An 18,821-nucleotide genomic window follows, 5' to 3' on the forward strand; every position below is an offset into this window, starting at 1 on the left:
CCATAGTTATCTGGAGCCGGCGGAGGTATCGTTGCATTGCCTATCCTACGATATTCCGTGGTTGCCCTTTAGCGAACAACTCAATGTTGTCAATTAGCTGGTCCGCCAGAGTTTGCGTCGACTGGGTACTGGCCCACGCAATATGCGGCGTCAGGATGAAATTGGGTATCCCGAGAATTTCAACGAAAGGATGATTCGCGGGCATTGGTTCGATGGTTGTGACATCGAAGCCAGCGCCGCTAATTTGCCCACTTCGAAGGGCCTCCACCAATGCCGGCTCGTTGACCAGTCCACCTCGGGCGGTATTGATGATCAAGGGGCGCCGGTGCATTTTTGCGAATTCCGGCGCGCCGATGAGGTTTTTTGTTTCGGCAGTCAATGGGCAGTGCAGGGAAATGATATCCGCAGTACGTAGCAATTCATCGAACGGAATAGCGCCGTCGATTTCGCGAGTTTCGTCCTTGCGTGCGGAAAATACCACCTCCATACCGAGCGCTCTACCGATGTCGGCCGTGGCCATACCTAAGACGCCCCGGCCGATGATCGCCAGTCTGCTGCCGCGCAAGTCATTGATAGGGTAATCAAAAAAACAAAACTGATCCGAGTCCAGCCAGCGGCCTTGGCGAACTGCGTCCCGATATGCCAGGATATTGCGACGGAGAGAGAAGATCAGAGAGAACGCGTGCTCGGAGACACTTGATGCTCCGTACGCACGAACGTTGCAGACCGAGATACCAAGACGCCCGCATGCTTCGGTGTCGATGATGTCATAGCCAGTAGCGGCAACAGCGATAAGTTTCAGGTTGGGGGCCTGTGCCAGTGCAGTGGCATCCAGTCTGACCTTGTTAGTGATGACAAAGTCTGCGTCGGCAATTCGTTCTGACACTTTGTCTGCAGTGGTGCGTGGGTAGGCTACGAATTCGTGGTCGAAAGAGAGGCTCTTCAGCGTGGTATTTGGTGGAAGCGTGTCTCTGTCCAAGAATACAATTTTCGGTGTCTTCATTGACTTATTCATTTTCTATAAAAGATTTGATAAAAATATCGCAGTGCTAGTCTGTAAGAATTGGGCGTTCGTCTACCGTCAAGACGCGGTGCCCTAAGGGGCGTCCAGTTGCAAAGCTATGTACATCGACACATAGTCTTCGGTGCTAGACAGGTTGATGCGGCACAATTCATTGACTCGCTTGAGTCGCTTGTCCAGTGTATTACGGTGGATTCTTAATTCTTCAGCTGTTTTGTTAGGCTGACCGCCATGGCGATACCACGCCTTTAAAGTTGGTAGAAGTTCGATCCTGGCACGATCTTGCGCTTTTAAAATTTCTAAAGGGCGCATCACTTCGGTGGCTTGCCAGGTTCCGGCCCAGGTAGAGAGAGCGGAAAAGAGGCGATGTTCGTAGAAAGAAAAACAGCGCTCGCGCAGGTTTGACCTTCTGGCAATGCCGGCCTGCATGGTCGCCAGCGCGCTTTTCCAGGAATGATTGAACGCAGTGATGCCGCTAAGGCCAACTCCTATGGATACTGTGAGTGGGAGTTTGCCGCTGGAATCAATGAGGTTCGTGATGGAAAATAGTCTTTCACGCGCTATCTCGGCCATGCAATGATCCGTCGCTGAAATGGAGATCTGGTCGAGGATAATTAATTCGCTGTGAGATGTGCGTGCCGAAAGGCATTGCGGGATATGCTGACTCAGTTTCCATTGAGCACGTGCAATATCCTCCAGAGCTTCGTTTAGAACAGTTTTAGGGTGGAGGAAATCACAAACGAGAACAAACCAAAATGCTGAAAAATCCACCCCAAATCTATTGGCCATGTTCTCTAATTCGGTGGCAGAGAAGGACCCTTGTGCATTGATCAAATGAAGAACTAAGTCTTCTCGATGTCTTTGATTACGGCGAAGTTCTGTAGTCAATGCTTCTCGCTCCAAGATCATTTGTGCGAGTACTTGCAGCAGTTTTCCATACTGGCGAACCTCTTCTGGCGCACCTGTAATTCCGATAGCGCCCCAAACTTCGCCATCAACGAAAATGGGCATGTTGACGCCAGGTTTTACCTTTGGAATCCGCTTGGCCATCGCCTTATCTACTTCCAGGTCGCTTCCGTTGCTGAGCGCAATCTGGGCACCGCGATGAAGGGAGCCGACGCGGCTTAGGTCGGTACTGGCCAAGATGGATCCGGTTTCGTCCATCACATTGATATCGAACAGCAGGACCCTCGTCGCTTCCGCAACAATTTGTTCCGCCAATCTTGTGTCAATTCGCCGCACCATAAGAAATCGTCGTACGCCTCAATAAAATGATTGGCCAATACGTATTGCTGCAGCAATGTTTCTTGCGCTGCTCCGAACGTTCCGGTAGGCATCCCGCAGCGCTTCATCGAGCGAACATGGAGCGTGGACGGCACTAAAAACCGCGTTAACGCCTGCGTGATAGAGGGCGTCGGCATCGGCGCCGAGAGACCCGCCCAGCGCGATGACCGGAATATCCTTCATACGCGCAATTCGCGCCACCCCGGCAGGTGCCTTGCCTCGCACAGTTTGGCTGTCTACCCGACCTTCGCCGGTGATGACCAGGGCCGCGCCATCTATCAGCTCTGCTAGTTTTGTTGCTTCTGCGATGATTTCGGTACCTGGACGCAGACGAGCGCCAAGAATCGCAGCCAAGGTCGCACCGATACCGCCGGCGGCACCGCCGCCCGGTAACTCAATCAAATCCTCATGCAAGTTAAAGTCTCGCTGCAAAATAGCAGCGAAATGTGCCAATCCCTGGTCCAGCATCGCAACCATTTCCGGCGTAGCTCCCTTTTGCGGTCCAAATATGACGGAAGCGCCACTTGGCCCGCAAAGCGGATTGTCCACGTCGCAGGCAAGCTCGAACTGACATTCGCGAAGGCGGCGATCCAAACCGGTGACATCAATTTTTTCCAATCTTTGGATGTCCTTTAGAGTCACATCCTGGCTGTCCGAATCCAGCATACGGACTCCAAGAACCTGCAAGATTCCAATAGCCGCGTCGTTTGTCGCACTGCCGCCCAAACCTATGACGAATCGGCGCAGACCGGCGTCGAGGGCCGCCAAGATGAGCTCGCCCGTACCACGACTGCTGGCAATTAGTGGATTGCGTTCTGATGGCGCGAGCCGCTCAAGTCCACTCGCTGCTGCTGTCTCTATCAGCGCGACACCTTCTGGCGTGATACCGAACTTCGCATCGATGGGGCGACCAAGCGGGTCACTGACACGAGCGTTCTTATATTCCCCTCCTAGCGCTCGTAAAAGGGTCTGAACGGTACCTTCACCGCCATCAGCAATAGGAAGAAGGACAAATTCTGCGTTCGGGAAAATCTCGGAGAAGCCGGCTCGGATGGCATCCGCAGCTTCTGCCGCACTAAGGCTTTCTTTGAATGAATCTGGCGCAATTACGATTTTCACGATGAGTGTCTCGATTGGATGTTTCTTAAATTAACCACAGAGCATAACTACCTAGCCGGAGCCTGAATATGGGCGATTGCCCTTCTACGAAAGCGCGGATTGATCTTTTATTGTGCAATTGCATATGTATCACCTGCGACCCTGCCATCTTTGGATGGCAGGGTCGCAGAGGGTAGACAGAGCGCGGCAGATTCCTGAGCAAATCAACAATCTTTCCGCCCTGTCGTCGCCGATCAAGATGATTCGCCTCCCTCCAGACAAAAAAGAAAGACGTGCACATGTTGCTTAGCAATAAGGCGCATGTCGCGGGCTTTTGGCGTTGATTTGCAAGGAATCTCCTACGATTTCTTGCTTGCAGTCGGCGGGATCGTGCTGCGCCTGCACAGAAAAAAAACTTGCAAGTGGAATGTGCGCACTGTACATTGTACTCTGTCGACAGCATGCACGATGTGAAAAATTCTTCACGATTCGTGGCGCGGGCGGCTGAGAGCCCAACGGGCAAGGCAAAGAAATAGAACTTTGAGAGGTACGAATGAACGATGACTATGTGGCCACGCTAGAAACTGCAGTGCGCCACTTGTGCCGCAGCGCGGATGCTGTGGTGGAGGGGTTGGAAAAGTGGGGCGGAGTTCCGCGGCTCAATGCGATGACCGGCAGCTACAGTTGGGATTCCGAGTACATTTGGGATAGCTGGGCGAACTTCCAGTGGGCGGGCTTCCTTGCCGGGCGCTTGTGGTTGCTATCCCGACTCGCGCAAGACCAGCGCTATGCCGATGCTGCAATGCATATCAGTCGGCAAATCGGCCCCGTGCTTGCGAAAAACCCGACGACCTTTTCGTCGACTGGCATAGATATGTATTATGCCCTCACGCTCGGCTACCAAATGACGGGCGACAAACAACTGAAGGAATGGGCTTTGGCAGGCGGTGACAATTTTGCCAACATTTTTGACAAAAAAGCCAATGCATTTCTGCAGATAGCAAGTGCCGATCGGATTGTCATTGATACCGGGCTGAATTTGCCGTCGATGCTTTGGGCCTCTCAATGGGAGCCTGAGCGGGCAACGTTGCCCTACAGGCATCTGGACACAGTCTTGTCAGTTGGCCTTGTACGAGAGGATGGCTCTAGCTGTCACGCTGCAGCCCTGGATCCTGGAACAAGGTCGGTCACGCATTTGTTTAGCCTTCAAGGCTGGCGCGACGACAGTGTTTGGGCACGTGGTCAGGCGTGGGCAATGCTCGGATACGCGCACGGATACGAAGCGAGTGGCAATCAGAAATATCTGGATGCTGCAGAACGTGCTGCCGACTGGTATGTGCAAAACGCGCCTCCGGACTGGGTACCTCGATACGATTACTTCGATCCGGAGCGTGAAAAAATGCCCTATGACTCCTGTGCAGCAGCAATTGCCACAGCTGTCCTGTTCCGGCTAGCACGCTGGATTCCGGACAAAGCGGAGCGCTATCGCGCCACAGCTCGCGAAACTCTGAAGACTCTGATCGCGAAATTCCTTACAGACGGCGGTGTTCTTTTGCACGGAACCTGGGGGCGCATGCGCCACATAGAACCAGGCCACCCGCGTCTGGGCAGATTTCCTCAAGAGGATGTCATGCCCTATGGAAATTACTGGATCGCTGAGTGCCTCTTCCGAGAGCTTCAAAGCGATTGGTCCCCCCTTTCATTGAACGACAAACACTAAATAAGGAAAGATATGAAATTCACTGCAGATGGAATCTACACAGCGATCGTCACGCCCTTCACCGCAAACGACGAATTTGACGAAAAAGCCTTTCGAAAACTCATCGACTTCCAAGTGGATGAGGGCGCTGGTGGACTGCTTGTTGCCGGCGGAAGCGGCGAATACGTCAGCCTCACGCCATCCGAGCGGAAAAAGGTCGTGGAAGTTGCGGTTGACCAAGTGCGGGGGCGGATCCCGATTATCGTCGGCGCGTTGGCTCCGGCTACCCGCGAGGTGCTGGACACTGCCAAGCATGCTGCTGACGCTGGCGCCGACGCGGTCTTGGTCCTTCCTCCTTACTATATCAAGCCAAGCGCGGATGGAATTGTCGAGCACTTTGCCACGATCGCGGACGGCACTTCGTTGCCGATTGTCGCGTACAACAACACGGGCCGCACGGGACTGACCCTGGACATCCCGATTCTTGAACGGCTAACGAAACTGCCGTCCGTGGTGGCCTTGAAGGAATGTGAGCGCGATCTTGCCGTTGTCTCCGCAAAAATCAAGGCGGTGGGCGAGCGCATCGCTGTCATGTCCGGTGATGATGACCTTGGCTTCCCGACCTTTCTATTAGGTAGCCCCGGCGGCATTTTTATGACGGCAAACCTCGTACCTGCCTTCCACAAGAAGCTTTTCGACGCCACCAAACGCGGCGACATCGCCAATGCGAAAAAAGCCCACTATGCTTTGTTGGCGTTAGTTGAAGCTCTCTACACCGCCAATCATCCAGGCCCCCTCAAGGACGCGATGGCCTATGTTGGTCAACCAATTGGCGCTGCTCGTACTCCGCTGCAGCACGGAAGCGCCGAAAGTCTCAAGCGCGCCAAGGCTGCCATCGAAGCCTTGCAAAGCCTTGTATTCTAAGAAGGCTTTGTTCTTTTACTCACCACTTCAGGACACTACAATGAAAACCTCGATCTGTTCGCTGTCGGTTGCCGCAGTATTCGGCATTTTGTCCACCTGTACGCTGCCGGCTTATGCCGGCAAGACGCTAGACGCAATCAAGTCCAAAGGTCAGTTAGCCTGCGGTGTGAATCCCGGTCTAGAGGGATTCGCGGCTGTTGACAATCAAGGCAATTGGAAGGGGATCGACGTGGATGTCTGCAAGGCGGTGGCGGCAGCGGTGCTTTCCGACGCGAACAAGGTCAAGTGGGTACCGCTCAATGCTGTGCAGCGTTTCGCGGCGCTCCAGTCGGGTGAAATCGACATTCTGTCGCGCAACACCACCTGGACGCTTACGCGCGATGCTTCGTTGGGGTTGAACTTCACGGGAACAATGTTCTATGACGGCCAGGCGTTCATGGTGCAAAAACCGAAGACGGATCCTGTGACCAAGAAGACTACCGGAGCCAACATCACTAGCGTGAAACAACTCAAGGGCGCAACTGTATGCGTTCGATCCGGGACGACTACGGAGAGAACTCTCACTGACTTTTCGAAAGCCAATGGCCTCAATCTGAAGGCTGTCGTCTACGAATCGCAAGAGGCGACAGATAAAGCTTACTTCAGTGGTCGCTGCCAGGCATATACCTCAGACGCTTCAAATCTGGCATCGGTGCGCAGTGCACAAGCGCCGAATCCGGCAGACCATGTCATCCTGCCCGAGCTCATCTCCAAGGAACCTTTCTCTCCCTCGGTGCGGCGCGGAGATGACGAGTTCTTTGCCATCGTGAAATGGGTTGTCTATGCTTTGATTGAAGCAGAGGAGTATGGCATCACGCAAGCCAACGTCGACGATCTGAAGGCCAACAGCAAGGATCCAGCGGTGCAGCGCATCCTTGGCACCGGCGAAGACATGGGGCGTCTGCTGGGGCTGAACAAGGACTGGGCTTACCGCGCCATCAAGGCCGAGGGAAATTACGGCGAAATGTTCGAGCGAAACGTCGGGGCCAAGTCGCCTTTGAAGCTCACCCGCGGATTGAACAATCTGTGGAATAAGGGCGGCTTGCTCTACGTGCCGCCAGTTCGCTAAACGAACTGTGATCACAGCCATGGAACATACTGGACATCAGAGTTGGGGAGGCGGGTGGCGTAGCAAAAGCACCCGCAGCGTAATCTATCAGGTGGTCGCGCTGGCAGCGGTGATCGCCATGGCGACATGCCTGTTACACAACACGCTCACAAACATGCACGAGCGTGGTGTTCAAAGCGGATATGACTTCCTGTCGCAGCCGGCCGGTTTCTCTATCAGTGAAACCTTGCTCGCCTTCGATTCGAGCGACTCGTACCTGCGCGCCCTGGCGGCAGGGCTGCTGAACACCCTTCGCGTTGCACTGCTTGGCTGCGTTCTGTCGACTGTTGCCGGCACGTTGATCGGTATCGGCCGTCTCTCTCGCAATGTACTACTGCGGTCGCTCTGTGGCGCCTATGTGGAAGCTGTACGAAACGTACCATTGCTTCTGCAGCTGTTTGCGCTCTACTTCATATTGACCGAGCTGATGCCGCCGATCGATGCGGCATTGCATCCCGTTGCAGGACTTTTTCTGAGCAAAAATGGTCTGCAATTTCCCCTTCCGAAATGGGATGCCGGCTACTGGGGTGCATTTGCAGGAGCCATGGCCGCTGCGGCCGGCGGCTGTGCATGGGGCATTTATGCCAGACGGAAGCGAGAGATGAATGGCCATCGGTTGCCGGTATTTGTACCGCTGATCTTGATTGCGATTGTCTGTGTTGGTGCTGGGTGGATGTTGGGAGGAGCGCCACATGTGATCGATGCCCCCGGCGAACAGATGGCTTTATCGACGGCGGTGCCGCCGTGACGCCAGAGTTTTTGACTATTCTGATCGGCTTGACGGTCTATAACGCCGCCTTCATCGCAGAAATAGTACGCGGCGGCATTCAATCAGTGCCCTTTGGGCAGCACGAGGCTGCGGCAGCGCTGGGGTTGGGCCGAACACTCGAATTGCGTTTTGTGCAGTTGCCCCAGGCAATGCGCGTGATTGTTCCGCCGCTGACCAGTCAGTACTTGAATCTGACCAAAAACTCATCTCTCGCTATCGCTATTGGATATCCCGACTTGGTCTCGGTAGCAAATACGACGCTGAATCAGACGGGACGCGCCTTCGAGTGCATTTCACTTGTCATGGCGTGTTATCTGACGCTTTCGCTGGTGACAGCGGTCGGCATGAATATCTATAACAAACGGTCACTCATCAAGGAGCGCTGAAGTGCATGGCATTATGAAAAGTTCGTGTGCAGCAAGTAGCGTGAAACCCAGGACTTCCTCCCTGAGTAAGGCTTGGCTGTGGTGTAGAAAGAATCTGTTTGGCGGTGTGTTCAACACCGTGGTCACGTGTGTCATTGTAGTTCTGGCGTTGTCGGTTCTTCCGTCGGCGTTTAATTGGGCTATCCGAAACGCCGTATTTGCACCCGATAGCGCTGCGTGTCGAGCAGCTGCGGAGCATGGCGCATGCTGGGGCGTTATAGCCGCCAAGTACCGGATTATGCTGTTCGGGCGCTATCCATTTCCTGAGCAGTGGCGCCCGCTCTGCGTAACGATCGCCCTTGTGTTTCTGCTCGTGTTGAGTTGCTGGAGAAGGATGTGGCGCGCTGGATTGCTGGTGGTCTGGCTGGTGACGCTTCTGTCGGCATTTTTTATGTTGCGAGGTGGCTTGTTCGGACTCGATCCCGTTGAAACTGAACGCTGGGGTGGACTTCCACTCACCATGTTGCTGTCCATGGTCAGCCTTGCACTCTCGTTTCCGCTGGCAGTGATGATCGCGTTGGGGCGTCGATCCAGGATGCCGGTAATCAAGGCACTCTGCGTCTTGTTTGTGGAGATTGTTCGAGGCGTACCGCTCATTTCAGTCTTGTTCATGGCGTCATTCATGTTCCCGTTTTTGTTGCCGCAAGGAGTGAGCATCGATGTCCTTGTGCGGGTGCTTGTCGGATTGACGCTTTTCACCGGGGCCTATCTCGCCGAAGCAGTTCGGGCGGGATTGCAGGCCATCCCGAAAGGACAAGTTGAGGCGGCTCACGCAATTGGCCTTTCGACCTGGCAGACGAATCGCAAAATCGTCCTGCCGCAGGCACTGCGTCTTGTTGTTCCTTCGATGATGAATACCCTGATCGGGACCTTCAAGGACACCTCTCTGGTGACGATTGTAGGACTCTTCGAGCTGACGGGAGCCCTCCAGCTTGCCCTTGCCGATGCCGAGTGGCGGCGCTTCTACATTGAAGGGCAGCTATTTATGGCTGCAATCTACTTTGTCTTCTGCTTCTCCATGTCGCGCTACAGCCGCTGGATCGAACGCCATTTGAACCGTGGTACGCGCCGCCAATGACCCCTCAATCAACTCAACTCCTCGACAGCATGAAAATCGACCAACCGATCATCGAATTTAGCGGCGTACATAAGTGGTACGGCGACTTTGAAGTGTTGCACAACATAAATTTGAGTGTCCGCCCGGCGAGCGCATCGTAGTTTGCGGACCATCGGGATCAGGCAAGTCAACGATGATTCGATGTATCAATCGGCTGGAGGAGCACCAGCAGGGAAGGCTCATCGTCGACGGCACCGAACTCAAGGATGATGTTCGTTCGATCGAGCGGGTACGCAAGGACGTAGGCATGGTGTTTCAGCAGTTCAATCTGTTTCCCCATCTGACCGTTCTTGAGAATCTTACCCTGGCGCCAATGTGGGTTGGCAAGGTATCCAAGCGCGAGGCAGAGGAGCGCGCAATGCAGCAGCTCAAGAGAGTCCGCATCGCCGAGCAAGCGGGGAAGTATCCGCTCCAGCTTTCCGGTGGACAGCAGCAGCGCGTGGCGATCGCGCGCGCGCTCTGTCTCTCGCCCAAGATCATGCTCTTTGATGAGCCGACCTCTGCGCTTGACCCGGAAATGATTCAGGAGGTCCTGGATGTCATGGTTGAGTTGGCGGAAATGAAGATCACCATGCTCTGCGTCACCCATGAAATGGCGTTCGCAAAGGCTGTAGCCGATCGTGTTATTTTCATGGATCGAGGCCAGATCGTCGAGCAGGCTGCTCCGCGCGAATTCTTCGAAAACCCGAAAAACGAGCGCACCAAAGACTTCCTTTCGAAAATCATCACCCATTAACGGCGTATGTACTGGCGCCTTGGAAATTTAACCTGGAAAACCAATGAGTATCTATACAAAACTTCAGCAACTTGACATCTCTTTGCCGCCGGTGGCGGTACCGGTCGCGGCGTACGTTCCTTTCGTGCAAACGGGAAATCTGATCTTCCTGAGCGGACAGATCGCTAAGAAGAATGGTCAGGCCTGGGTAGGTCAACTCGGAGCGACGATATCGGTTGAGGACGGGAAGTTGGCGGCGAGGGCGGCAATTGTCGATCTCTTGGGTACGTTGCATGCCGCGACAGGCAATCTGGACCGCGTTAAGCGAATTGTCAAACTGACCTCGCTCGTCAATTCGACCAGCGTTTTTACCGATCATCACCTGGTGACCAACGGTGCAAGCGAGCTGCTTGTCGAGGTTTTCGGCGAGGTGGGTGCTCACGCGCGAGCCGCGCTTGGCGTGGCGCAACTACCTTTCGGCGCCTGCGTGGAAATTGACCTTATTGCTGAAATTGAATGAAGCGTACGGGATTTGCATGCTGAGCTGTTCTAACAGGACGGCGTGACGTCCATCTATCTATAAATAGAATTTCTGTCATTCCGAGAAATACAGCGTGGCCTATGGGCAGCTTTCGGATAGCGATCTCACAACGAGACTCTTTTGAAGATCCTCAACATTCCACACACAAATGAAGATTCAAATTGATACGGCGTTGAGCTACTGCAAGTCGGTCCTGGTAGCGCTTGAAACAAGCGATTTGCATGCTCAGATTGTGGCGAGCCACCTGGTTGAGTCTGACACCAAGGGAGTGCGATCACACGGCTTGCTGAGGTTGTTGCGTTATGTCGACCAGATCGAAAGTGGCTATATCGATAATCGCGCGACACCGGTCGTTCAGATTCTGAGCTCCGGGCTTGTACAAGTCGACGCACGAAGAACTTGGGGAATCCTGGCGCTTAACGATCTTGTTCCTGTCCTGGCCGAGAATGCAAGGCTTTATGGCATTGCGGGTGGTTCGGTGATCAACTGCGCGCACACTGGCCGGATTGGCGCATTTACCGAGGCTCTCGCGAAGGATTTCATGTGGGCACAGATCTTCGGGGGAGGCGCAAATCAGCGACTCCGCGAGGTGGCACCTTTTGGCGGGGCAAGGGCGGAGTTCGATACGAATCCCTATGCGATCAGCGCTCCGTTGGCATCGAATCAAGTCAGCACTATCGATTTCGCTACTTCCGCGACGGCCCAAGGAAAGCTCCTTGTCCACCGGACCAATCGTAAGCCAGTACCAGATGGCTGGCTAATCGACAAAGAGGGAAATCCTTCCAACGATCCAGAGTCGTTCTATGAAGGCGGTGCACTCCTGCCGTCTGGTGCGCACAAGGGATATGGGATGGCATTTCTCGCTGAGCTATTCGGTGAAGCCGCGTTGGGTACGCCGCATGAACTGAACTGGTTTGCGGTCGCTGTTGACCTGAATCGATTCTCTGCGCGCGAAGGGTATTTTTCTCGATCTGAGAAGTTGAAGAAGAAAATAGAACAGAGTCCACCCGCAACTGGGGTGTCTAAAGTCATGTGGCCGGGTCAGCCTGAACTTGAGACGGCTCAGTCAACATGTGCAGAGGGCTCAATTGAATATTCCGATCTGGAGTTTTCCAAACTGTCCATCCTCGGTTTGCGATTTGGACTGACGTTGTGAATGTGCCTTTTACGGGGAAGACTTCGCACATGCGAAAACAAAAATTATTGGAGCGCCAATTCCTTTGCCTCGGCGATTTCGAAAAGGCCGCAAAACGACATCTCCCTCGCCCATTTTTCGAGTACATTGCCGGTGGAGCAGAGACTAACCAATCTTTGCGGGACAATGCGACCGTCTTCTCCGAATACGGGTTCATTCCGCGTTATATGGTCGATGTCAGACGCCGCGATACTCGCGTGTCTCTACTCGGTCGCAAGTACGATGCACCTTTCGGCATAGCACCTATGGGAATCGCGGCACTGTGGGCTTACCGTGGCGACATTGTACTTGCACGAGGTGCTTGTCGAGCAAACATTCCAATGATATTGAGCGGCTCCTCTCTTATCCGCCTCGAAGAGGTAGCGAGCGAGAATGAAGACGCCTGGTTCCAGGCGTATCTTCCGGGCGATGACGAAGGCGTCATTCAGCTCGTTGAGCGCGCCAGTACTGCAGGTTATCGCGTTCTTGTAGTCACCGTAGATTGCCCTGTGGGCGCCAATCGGGAGAACAATGTCAGAGCTGGCTTTTCCACACCTATGCGACCAAGCCTGCGACTTGCTTGGCAAGGCCTGACGCATCCTCGCTGGACGGTTGGGACGTTCTTGAGAACGCTGGCGAGTCACGGTATGCCTCATTTTGAAAACAATCATGTAGGCAGAGGTGTGCCAATTTTTCACCTACGCTGGAACGCGATCTGGGCGAACGAGCACACATCAATTGGCGCCACCTTGAGGCGATACGTCGACTTTGGCGAGGTCAACTCGTAGTAAAAGGACTGTTGGACGTTCGTGACGCAAAAACAGCGGTAAGTCTCGGAGCCGATGCCATTGTCGTCTCGAACCACGGCGGAAGGCAGTTGGATGGCGCTGTTTCTCCATTGCGGGTGCTGCCGAGAATAGTCTCAGCGTGTCCGGAAATTCCCATCATTTTCGATAGTGGACTTAGGCGGGGAAGTGACGTTCTTAAGGCGCTTGCGCTTGGTGCTAAGTTCGTGCTGTTGGGACGGCCGTTCGCCTACGCCGCCTCAGTGGCAGGCGAGGAGGGCGTAATGAGGGCAATACAAATCCTTAAAGATGAAGTCTCTCGAAATATGGCACTCCTAGGCTTATCGTCTCTTGGCGAACTGAATGACAGTTTCCTTGAAAGAATTCACGGCCACGATCTCGATGTGCGGTATAATGTCGACAATATACACGCTTAGCAATTAACTATGGTTCTTCACCTTTCATCTCGATCCTCTCTTGCTGACGAGGTTACCCAGGCCTTGCGCAATGCGATTTTGGACGGATCCTTAAAAGCGGGCACATTGCTTCAAGAGCCCGCGATCGCCAAGGAACTCAGTGTCAGCCGTTCTCCTGTCCGCGAAGCCCTCATTCAGTTAGAGCGGGAAAATCTCGTTTTCAGTAGCCCAAACCGTTCAACTGTAGTTCGGCGTCCGACAGCAGAGGAAATCTATCAGATCTATACGATACGGGCGCCATTGGAAGGTATTGCAGCTAGGTGGGCGGCGGAACGTTCCACTCCAGAACTCGTCGCATCATTGCGTGACGCGGCCGCAATATTGAATGATCGTACTGTCGGTGTTAAGCCCAGCAAAGGAGATGCGGCTCGCATGGGCATCGAATTTCATGCGGCGATTGCTGAAGCTTCGCAATCGATAGAGCTGCAGCGAGTCCTTCAAAGCTTACGAAACCAAATCCAGCTTGTGATGGTGGGTGGCTTGGCTAGCTTGTCGAACTCTCGTGCCGAGACCGTACATGCAGAACACCTTAAGCTCATTGCTGCGATCGCAGAGAAAAATAGCGGTCTCGCGGAGAGATTAGCCAGCGATCATGTTCTCAGTGCGCGCGACAGGTTGGTACATGCTAACGCTGAGGTGGTTGAATAAGGGGCGTGGTCGCTGTTACTTTCCAGTCAGTTTTCTATTGAGAAGTGGTACGGGCAATTCAACGATCCTAACCCCATTGGACGATAGAGTCGCCGCGCGATATTTTCGGCAAGGCATTCATATTGAGCCGTACGCGTACAAAAACATTGCCGGCCCGACTTTGGGACAGCATTTTTTTTGAAGTCACGCCCATACTCCCAGCTGTCTCTACAGTCGTACTGGTTATTCCATTGTGCGGCGCGTTGCTGTTTTTTTTAGTTCGCCGAGATCGTCAGCATGGCGATCCATCTGCATAGTCAAGCACCCCATGCCCAACGTTTGATTGATCCAGAAGCCTTTGATTCGCCACCATCTGGATACAGATTTACCCAGCCACTAACAGTAGACATCGCCGACTCGTAGAATCAACCGTAATACTGATGCCAGTTACACCTATCGTGGCGCTAAGGAGCAACGAGTGTCGAACACCAGCCCCAGTTCTTCAGCCTTTGCAACGATATAGCTACGTTGTTCAAGAAGAATGCATGGCGACATTCGTGCGACTCTACGCAGTTGATTGATCGAAATAGGAATTTGGAGTCCAGCATACTCTTGAAGAGCCCAATCGATGATCCTGCGTTGGAAGTCCTTTTTCCCTTCGGAAAGGCGCTTAGCTTCGGCACGGGTATTCGGAAATTTCCCCTCATTTTTTCTCTCAATGGCACCCAAAGCGCCAGCGATCGTTAATAATCTGGTTCGAGTGAGCCAAGTTGGTCTGTCGATCTTGTTGATCTCATCGAGGGCGGCTTTTCGAATTATGGCGGCCGCTGCAGTGTCAATCGCGGGCCAATCCTTTCGTCTTTGTCGGAGTATCTTTTGGACTCCGCGTATGGATAAGGGCAGATGACCCTCGAGCCACGTCCTGTCGTATTCTCGCAACCAGTCAAAGGCGCCAGCGTGCATAGTGACAAATGCCGATCGCGACGGTGAAGGATGATCTTCGCAATATTTGAGGAGGGCCGTGCGATGATTTTCTCGTTGTCGTTCGATGGTTGCATTGCGATGTGCGTTGCTTAGGTCAAGGTCATCGAGTTCGATCAGCAGAATTGACCATTCCGATATTTGTAGAGGTGTTGAATATCTTTTTTTGGTATCCCTTTTTTAAGCGCCTCTTGGATTGCGTGGATGCGTTTGATTCCTAGCCGTTTCGCGGTGACATTTGGCAGTGGTAAGCGCAAGCCATTTCTTCGCATCTCGGCCGCTAGTACATATGAGTGCACGCCAAGGACGCGCGCGGCGACGGTGATTTTCCCCTCGGTTGATTGAACCGCTAAATCGATCGTCCGGTTATCGAGGGCCTGACAAGAGGAAGCCCGGCGGCCATAGCCTGTGGGACAACGTTTTTCCTGCACTTTCGAAGTTAATTCCATATCCGAGAGAATCGATATGTCGGCAACAACAAGGCGGGCAAGCAATAACACGTGCAACACATTGGGAATTTTCCTACCTTCGATTACATCTCGGCTGAGCACACGATTTGCCCGATGTCCGTTGGAAAGCAGTTCACACCAATTCCCGAGATCTAATTGCTGCAGAAATGACCTGCCAAATCGTTCGTTCAGTGCATCGGCCACTGCTGAGGAGTCAAGGCCTCCAGTCGTTCCAGAAAATCCATTTTCTTTTAGGCAATTGAGGAGTTTTTCCGTAATGGAATGGTCGGTCGGTACATTCGAGTACCCCAGAATAATCGCGACCTGGTGCGATAGCCACAACCAATTCTCATCAGTTTTTACGTTAAGATCGGCATTGAGCACTGCCTGGGTCAGCGGCGAATGGCAATTGCAGCGGCCTGCCATTTGCCACATTCGAGTATGTCGATGCAATTCCTGACACCGAACGCAATTCCAATATAGCGGTTTGGCATGCACGTCGCACATGCGCACGAATGATGGCTGGTGCTGGCGATAAAGAACAGGAAAGCCGTGTGTCGCGATGTCTCGAGCTACGCAGTCGGGGCAGATTTTTGCTTTATGTAGTAGTTTCGTTGATCGGCTTGGGGTTAGCCCAACGGTCGCTGTCGGGTTTCTGCTGCGTCCCGCCGCGATTTCTGCAATGACCTCAGCGCTACGCTCAGCGGTGGAAAAACGGAGAAATAACGGTATTAGCGTGTGATCCAGGATGATGCGGCTCGGAGTATCGGCCCAAGGATGACTGGCCGGTAATACCTCGACGAACGGGGGGAGGTTGTTAGGAACGAGAGAATTTGCCGAGGCGATGCGCAGTCCAAGTTGGTCAAGATGGCGGCTTTTCGTCGCGGGGCTGCGAGCCAAGTGACGCGCTATGACCGAAGAGAAGATTTCCCCGGAAGCTGCAATCGGGAATCCTGGCAGTCTCATAAATTATCGAGGATGCTGATCAAGTCCAGCATGGAGTCTGAAGTGACTAATTTTTTGATCTGGTCTTCCGACAGTGCTGGGCTAGTTTTTGGATGTTTGGTATTCTTGCGGCGCACTTTGATTGGCTGCTCTACTGATGGGTTCAAGTCTGCGATGGCGTCGTCACGGACCTGTATTTTGGTACTGTCCGACTCGACGTTAGGGTCCGAACTATTGTCATTTCGGGATTGCGTGGGATACAAATTATTATAGATATCGTCAAATTTGTCCAAGAGGCGCGGATCCCCCGATTTGAGAATCCTCACCGCCTGATGAAGTGGCTTCATGCGCTCCTTGAATACATGACGGATTAAATCGGCGTCGACTCTCTCGTGCCCACCATCTTCCATTGCAGCAAGTTGTGAGGCAACGAAGACATTGAGCATAATTCCCGTAATACCCTGGCTTACCTCAAAGAGGGCATCGCCAATGTCGGACGAATACTCGATCGGCTCACGAATCCATTGGTATTGCCACGTGATTTCGCATAACTCCTGCCAATTGCTGTCGTCCGATGTGGTTGGACGCTCAAGATCGAAATAGCCGCCTTCGACCAGGCGCCGTGCGATGCTTAGATCTCCTTCCAATAAACGCAGTGCTTTGTAGGTCCCGACGACCACGATGGGAAGACCGAGTTCATCTCGGAGATTGACGAGCAATGCAATAATTTTCTTCGCTCCGACTCCCATTAGCGAAAGGTTTTGGAACTCGTCTAGCACTAGCAAACCGACATGATGGGTCGTAATGATTTTACGAATTTCTGCAAGATAAGCATCCCTACCTCCCCGTTTTAGCTTGTCGAAGATCCCTCCGTATAGAGACATGCGCAAAACGCGGTCGGTGTAGTCACCGAAGGTGGAGCATAAAGTGCCGACGCTACAATGCTCGGGGACGTTACGTCGCAACCAAAGGACCTGCGTTTCCGAAAATTCCTTACCGTGGAAGCCTGAGTGGCATTGCACTTGCTCACCTAAATAGCCGAGAATCCGGTCTACGAGAGTAGATTTTCCCATGCCGGAAAGTCCCGCCACAAGTGAAATGGTTGGACGGTACGTCAGGTTGACCGAGCCCCATACAAGATAGATTGTCCTTCAGCGGTCATGGGATTGCGGGCCATGTAGCCGTCGAATACTTGGGAGCAGATTTCAATGAGGGCACGACGATGAACGGGCAGAGTTGGGATGAAAAAGCGCCGCAAGCGGTTCACACGCAAGCGCCGAATAGCCGTGGGAAGTTTGCGTTCGCTAGCATCGAACTGCGGTTGCATGCCCAAAGCAAGAAATGCATCATCTCCGGTGTCAGGAGGAAGTTTTAGATGAGCGATCAGCGGATTACTATCAATCTCCGGTACGCCAATGGTTCGATAAGCTGGATTTAACTTAGTGCTTGTTGACAGCATTGACCTTTTCCCAAAGTGATTTTGTTTTGCTCATGGTGTTTGATTCGGCTATCGTTTCGGGAACATTGTCGGGGCGAACGACTCCGGTTTTTGCATCGCTCGCCAAGTTGTTTTTCTTGTCTGACGCTGGGAATGGTGGGGCGCTAGAAATTGCGCCATTCAGACCCGGTGATCGTTCATTTGCCCGTTCTTGCGCTCGGTTCTCACGTATTTGTGCTTTTGCGCCACTTGTTTTTATATTGACAGTTTTCTTTTCTTGAATCGCAACTTGGATAATTTTGCGCACGACAGGAATGCGCTGCCTGCGCTTGGCGTGAGAATTGAGCCCAGCCTGCTCGGTGAGCAGGTTTTGCATTGCGCGATAGTTTGCCGTCTCTGCAAACGAGGCTTTTAACCGCGCGATTTCTGGATCGACGTTGAATGCCCGGGGCCAAAGACCGTTTTTCTGGTCATGGAAGTAGATTTCAGAAGCAAACAGCGGATTGTATGCAGCGCTTATTTTGACGTTATTGTCTACAGAAGTAATAAGGATACCCAATTCGCGCAAGCGATCGCAGCTAAAGATTTCGCCTTTAACGTGAATGCCTTGCGGCGTAACAGGTGCGTTCACCCGAGTTAAGAGATGCTCGTATGCGAAATTTGGACCCATAGTAAGGGTGTAGCCGGCGCGGTGTTCCAATCCCCATTCGTAAAAGCCAATGCGGCTAGCGACTTTCGCGCCGCATAATAGAGCATCGGGAGGAATTCGCCTCGCAGCAATCGGCTCCCGATTGATGTCCATGATGATTTCCACCAGGATTCGTTCGAACTCGAAAATGTCGAGTGCCGCTGTCTTTTTCCCGTCAGGTGATCGTCGCCTACGAATCTTCTCATAGCGACCAGGCAGATCAAATCTGCCTCGCTGCGATTTTTTGATCTCGGCATTCTTGCCTTCTATCGTCCCTTTTGCCTCTGGGGTCATGGATGGGGCAATTTCGACCCGAATCCCCGAGGACGGAAACGCTTGTCCCATGTTTGATACGAGTTCAGCGCGATCCGCTCGCAAAAAAATTGGAAGTTGCCGACACGGCCAGTCTTTGGACTCGTAGGGCAGGCCTAGACGCTTAAAAACGAAGCCTTTGTCGTTGAAGCAATTAAAAAGGGCTTGTGCAGCGACTGCCCAACTAGGATTCTCCAAGCTAACGC

17 protein-coding genes and 2 pseudogenes are annotated in these 18,821 nt (G+C 53.1%); 11 read left to right on the forward strand and 8 right to left on the reverse strand.

From position 1 onward, the window contains the following. Nucleotides 1-40 precede the first annotated feature (40 nt). The 3 genes from CAter10_RS01890 to CAter10_RS01900 all read right to left on the reverse strand — a co-directional run bounded on the left by CAter10_RS01890 (nucleotide 41) and on the right by CAter10_RS01900 (nucleotide 3,424). On the reverse strand, nucleotides 41-1,003 hold the full coding sequence (locus CAter10_RS01890; RefSeq protein ID WP_128082959.1) for a D-2-hydroxyacid dehydrogenase: 963 nt from the start codon (nucleotides 1,001-1,003) through the stop codon (nucleotides 41-43). Nucleotides 1,004-1,096: 93 nt separating this feature from the next. Continuing rightward, a complete protein-coding gene (locus CAter10_RS01895; RefSeq protein ID WP_164840402.1) occupies nucleotides 1,097-2,242 on the reverse strand; it encodes a sugar diacid recognition domain-containing protein in 1,146 nt (381 codons plus the stop codon). Between the two features lie 42 nt (nucleotides 2,243-2,284). Continuing rightward, a complete protein-coding gene (locus CAter10_RS01900; RefSeq protein WP_061532066.1) occupies nucleotides 2,285-3,424 on the reverse strand; it encodes a glycerate kinase in 1,140 nt (379 codons plus the stop codon). 532 nt (nucleotides 3,425-3,956) lie between these two features. Between CAter10_RS01900 and CAter10_RS01905 the strand changes: the two genes are divergently transcribed. The 11 genes and pseudogenes from CAter10_RS01905 to CAter10_RS01950 all read left to right on the forward strand — a co-directional run bounded on the left by CAter10_RS01905 (nucleotide 3,957) and on the right by CAter10_RS01950 (nucleotide 13,823). Next, the gene (locus CAter10_RS01905; protein WP_061532067.1) at nucleotides 3,957-5,123 is read left to right on the forward strand and encodes a glycoside hydrolase family 88 protein; all 1,167 of its coding nucleotides are present in this window, start codon (nucleotides 3,957-3,959) and stop codon (nucleotides 5,121-5,123) included. Nucleotides 5,124-5,135: 12 nt separating this feature from the next. After that, nucleotides 5,136-6,026, forward strand: coding sequence for a 4-hydroxy-tetrahydrodipicolinate synthase (gene dapA, locus CAter10_RS01910; protein WP_061532068.1), 891 nt, complete (start codon nucleotides 5,136-5,138; stop codon nucleotides 6,024-6,026). 40 nt (nucleotides 6,027-6,066) lie between these two features. Further along, entirely contained in the window at nucleotides 6,067-7,134 is a 1,068-nt protein-coding gene (locus CAter10_RS01915; protein ID WP_061532069.1) for an amino acid ABC transporter substrate-binding protein, read from the forward strand. A gap of 19 nt (nucleotides 7,135-7,153) precedes the next feature. Then, the gene (locus CAter10_RS01920; protein ID WP_128082960.1) at nucleotides 7,154-7,921 is read left to right on the forward strand and encodes an ABC transporter permease subunit; all 768 of its coding nucleotides are present in this window, start codon (nucleotides 7,154-7,156) and stop codon (nucleotides 7,919-7,921) included. Next, nucleotides 7,918-8,328 (forward strand): ABC transporter permease subunit, encoded by a 411-nt coding sequence (locus CAter10_RS24110; RefSeq protein ID WP_335340180.1) that lies wholly within the window; start codon nucleotides 7,918-7,920, stop codon nucleotides 8,326-8,328. The genes CAter10_RS01920 and CAter10_RS24110 overlap by 4 nt, the downstream gene beginning before the upstream one ends. 1 nt (nucleotide 8,329) lies before the next feature. Further along, nucleotides 8,330-9,445, forward strand: coding sequence for an amino acid ABC transporter permease (locus CAter10_RS01925; protein ID WP_231879135.1), 1,116 nt, complete (start codon nucleotides 8,330-8,332; stop codon nucleotides 9,443-9,445). A 29-nt stretch (nucleotides 9,446-9,474) separates the two neighbouring features. After that, nucleotides 9,475-10,220: pseudogene (locus CAter10_RS01930) on the forward strand (amino acid ABC transporter ATP-binding protein). Between the two features lie 43 nt (nucleotides 10,221-10,263). Further along, nucleotides 10,264-10,719: a RidA family protein gene (locus tag CAter10_RS01935; protein WP_061532070.1), complete on the forward strand. Its 456-nt coding sequence runs from the start codon at nucleotides 10,264-10,266 to the stop codon at nucleotides 10,717-10,719. 169 nt (nucleotides 10,720-10,888) lie between these two features. Further along, a complete protein-coding gene (locus CAter10_RS01940; RefSeq protein WP_061532071.1) occupies nucleotides 10,889-11,896 on the forward strand; it encodes an Ldh family oxidoreductase in 1,008 nt (335 codons plus the stop codon). Between the two features lie 29 nt (nucleotides 11,897-11,925). After that, nucleotides 11,926-13,136, forward strand: a pseudogene (locus CAter10_RS01945) (alpha-hydroxy acid oxidase). Between the two features lie 9 nt (nucleotides 13,137-13,145). Further along, on the forward strand, nucleotides 13,146-13,823 hold the full coding sequence (locus CAter10_RS01950) for a GntR family transcriptional regulator (protein WP_061532072.1): 678 nt from the start codon (nucleotides 13,146-13,148) through the stop codon (nucleotides 13,821-13,823). 432 nt (nucleotides 13,824-14,255) lie between these two features. Here CAter10_RS01950 and CAter10_RS24015 read toward each other — a convergent pair whose 3' ends face one another. Genes CAter10_RS24015 through CAter10_RS01975 form a run of 5 tightly spaced genes read right to left on the reverse strand, consistent with a single transcriptional unit; the run spans nucleotide 14,256 to nucleotide 18,813 of the window. Beyond that, nucleotides 14,256-14,924: a TnsD family Tn7-like transposition protein gene (locus CAter10_RS24015; protein ID WP_082797757.1), complete on the reverse strand. Its 669-nt coding sequence runs from the start codon at nucleotides 14,922-14,924 to the stop codon at nucleotides 14,256-14,258. Beyond that, nucleotides 14,900-16,198, reverse strand: coding sequence for a TniQ family protein (locus tag CAter10_RS22250; protein ID WP_128082962.1), 1,299 nt, complete (start codon nucleotides 16,196-16,198; stop codon nucleotides 14,900-14,902). Before CAter10_RS22250 ends, CAter10_RS24015 begins: the two co-directional genes overlap by 25 nt. Continuing rightward, complete coding sequence (locus CAter10_RS01965; protein WP_335340223.1) at nucleotides 16,195-17,322, reverse strand: AAA family ATPase; 1,128 nt, start codon at nucleotides 17,320-17,322, stop codon at nucleotides 16,195-16,197. The genes CAter10_RS22250 and CAter10_RS01965 overlap by 4 nt, the downstream gene beginning before the upstream one ends. After that, nucleotides 17,292-17,636: a hypothetical protein gene (locus tag CAter10_RS22255; RefSeq protein ID WP_128082963.1), complete on the reverse strand. Its 345-nt coding sequence runs from the start codon at nucleotides 17,634-17,636 to the stop codon at nucleotides 17,292-17,294. Before CAter10_RS22255 ends, CAter10_RS01965 begins: the two co-directional genes overlap by 31 nt. Then, entirely contained in the window at nucleotides 17,617-18,813 is a 1,197-nt protein-coding gene (locus CAter10_RS01975) for a hypothetical protein (protein WP_061532077.1), read from the reverse strand. Before CAter10_RS01975 ends, CAter10_RS22255 begins: the two co-directional genes overlap by 20 nt. Nucleotides 18,814-18,821: the final 8 nt, after the last annotated feature.

Origin of the sequence: Collimonas arenae (genome assembly GCF_001584165.1) — a bacterium.
Lineage (GTDB): Bacteria > Pseudomonadota > Gammaproteobacteria > Burkholderiales > Burkholderiaceae_D > Collimonas > Collimonas arenae.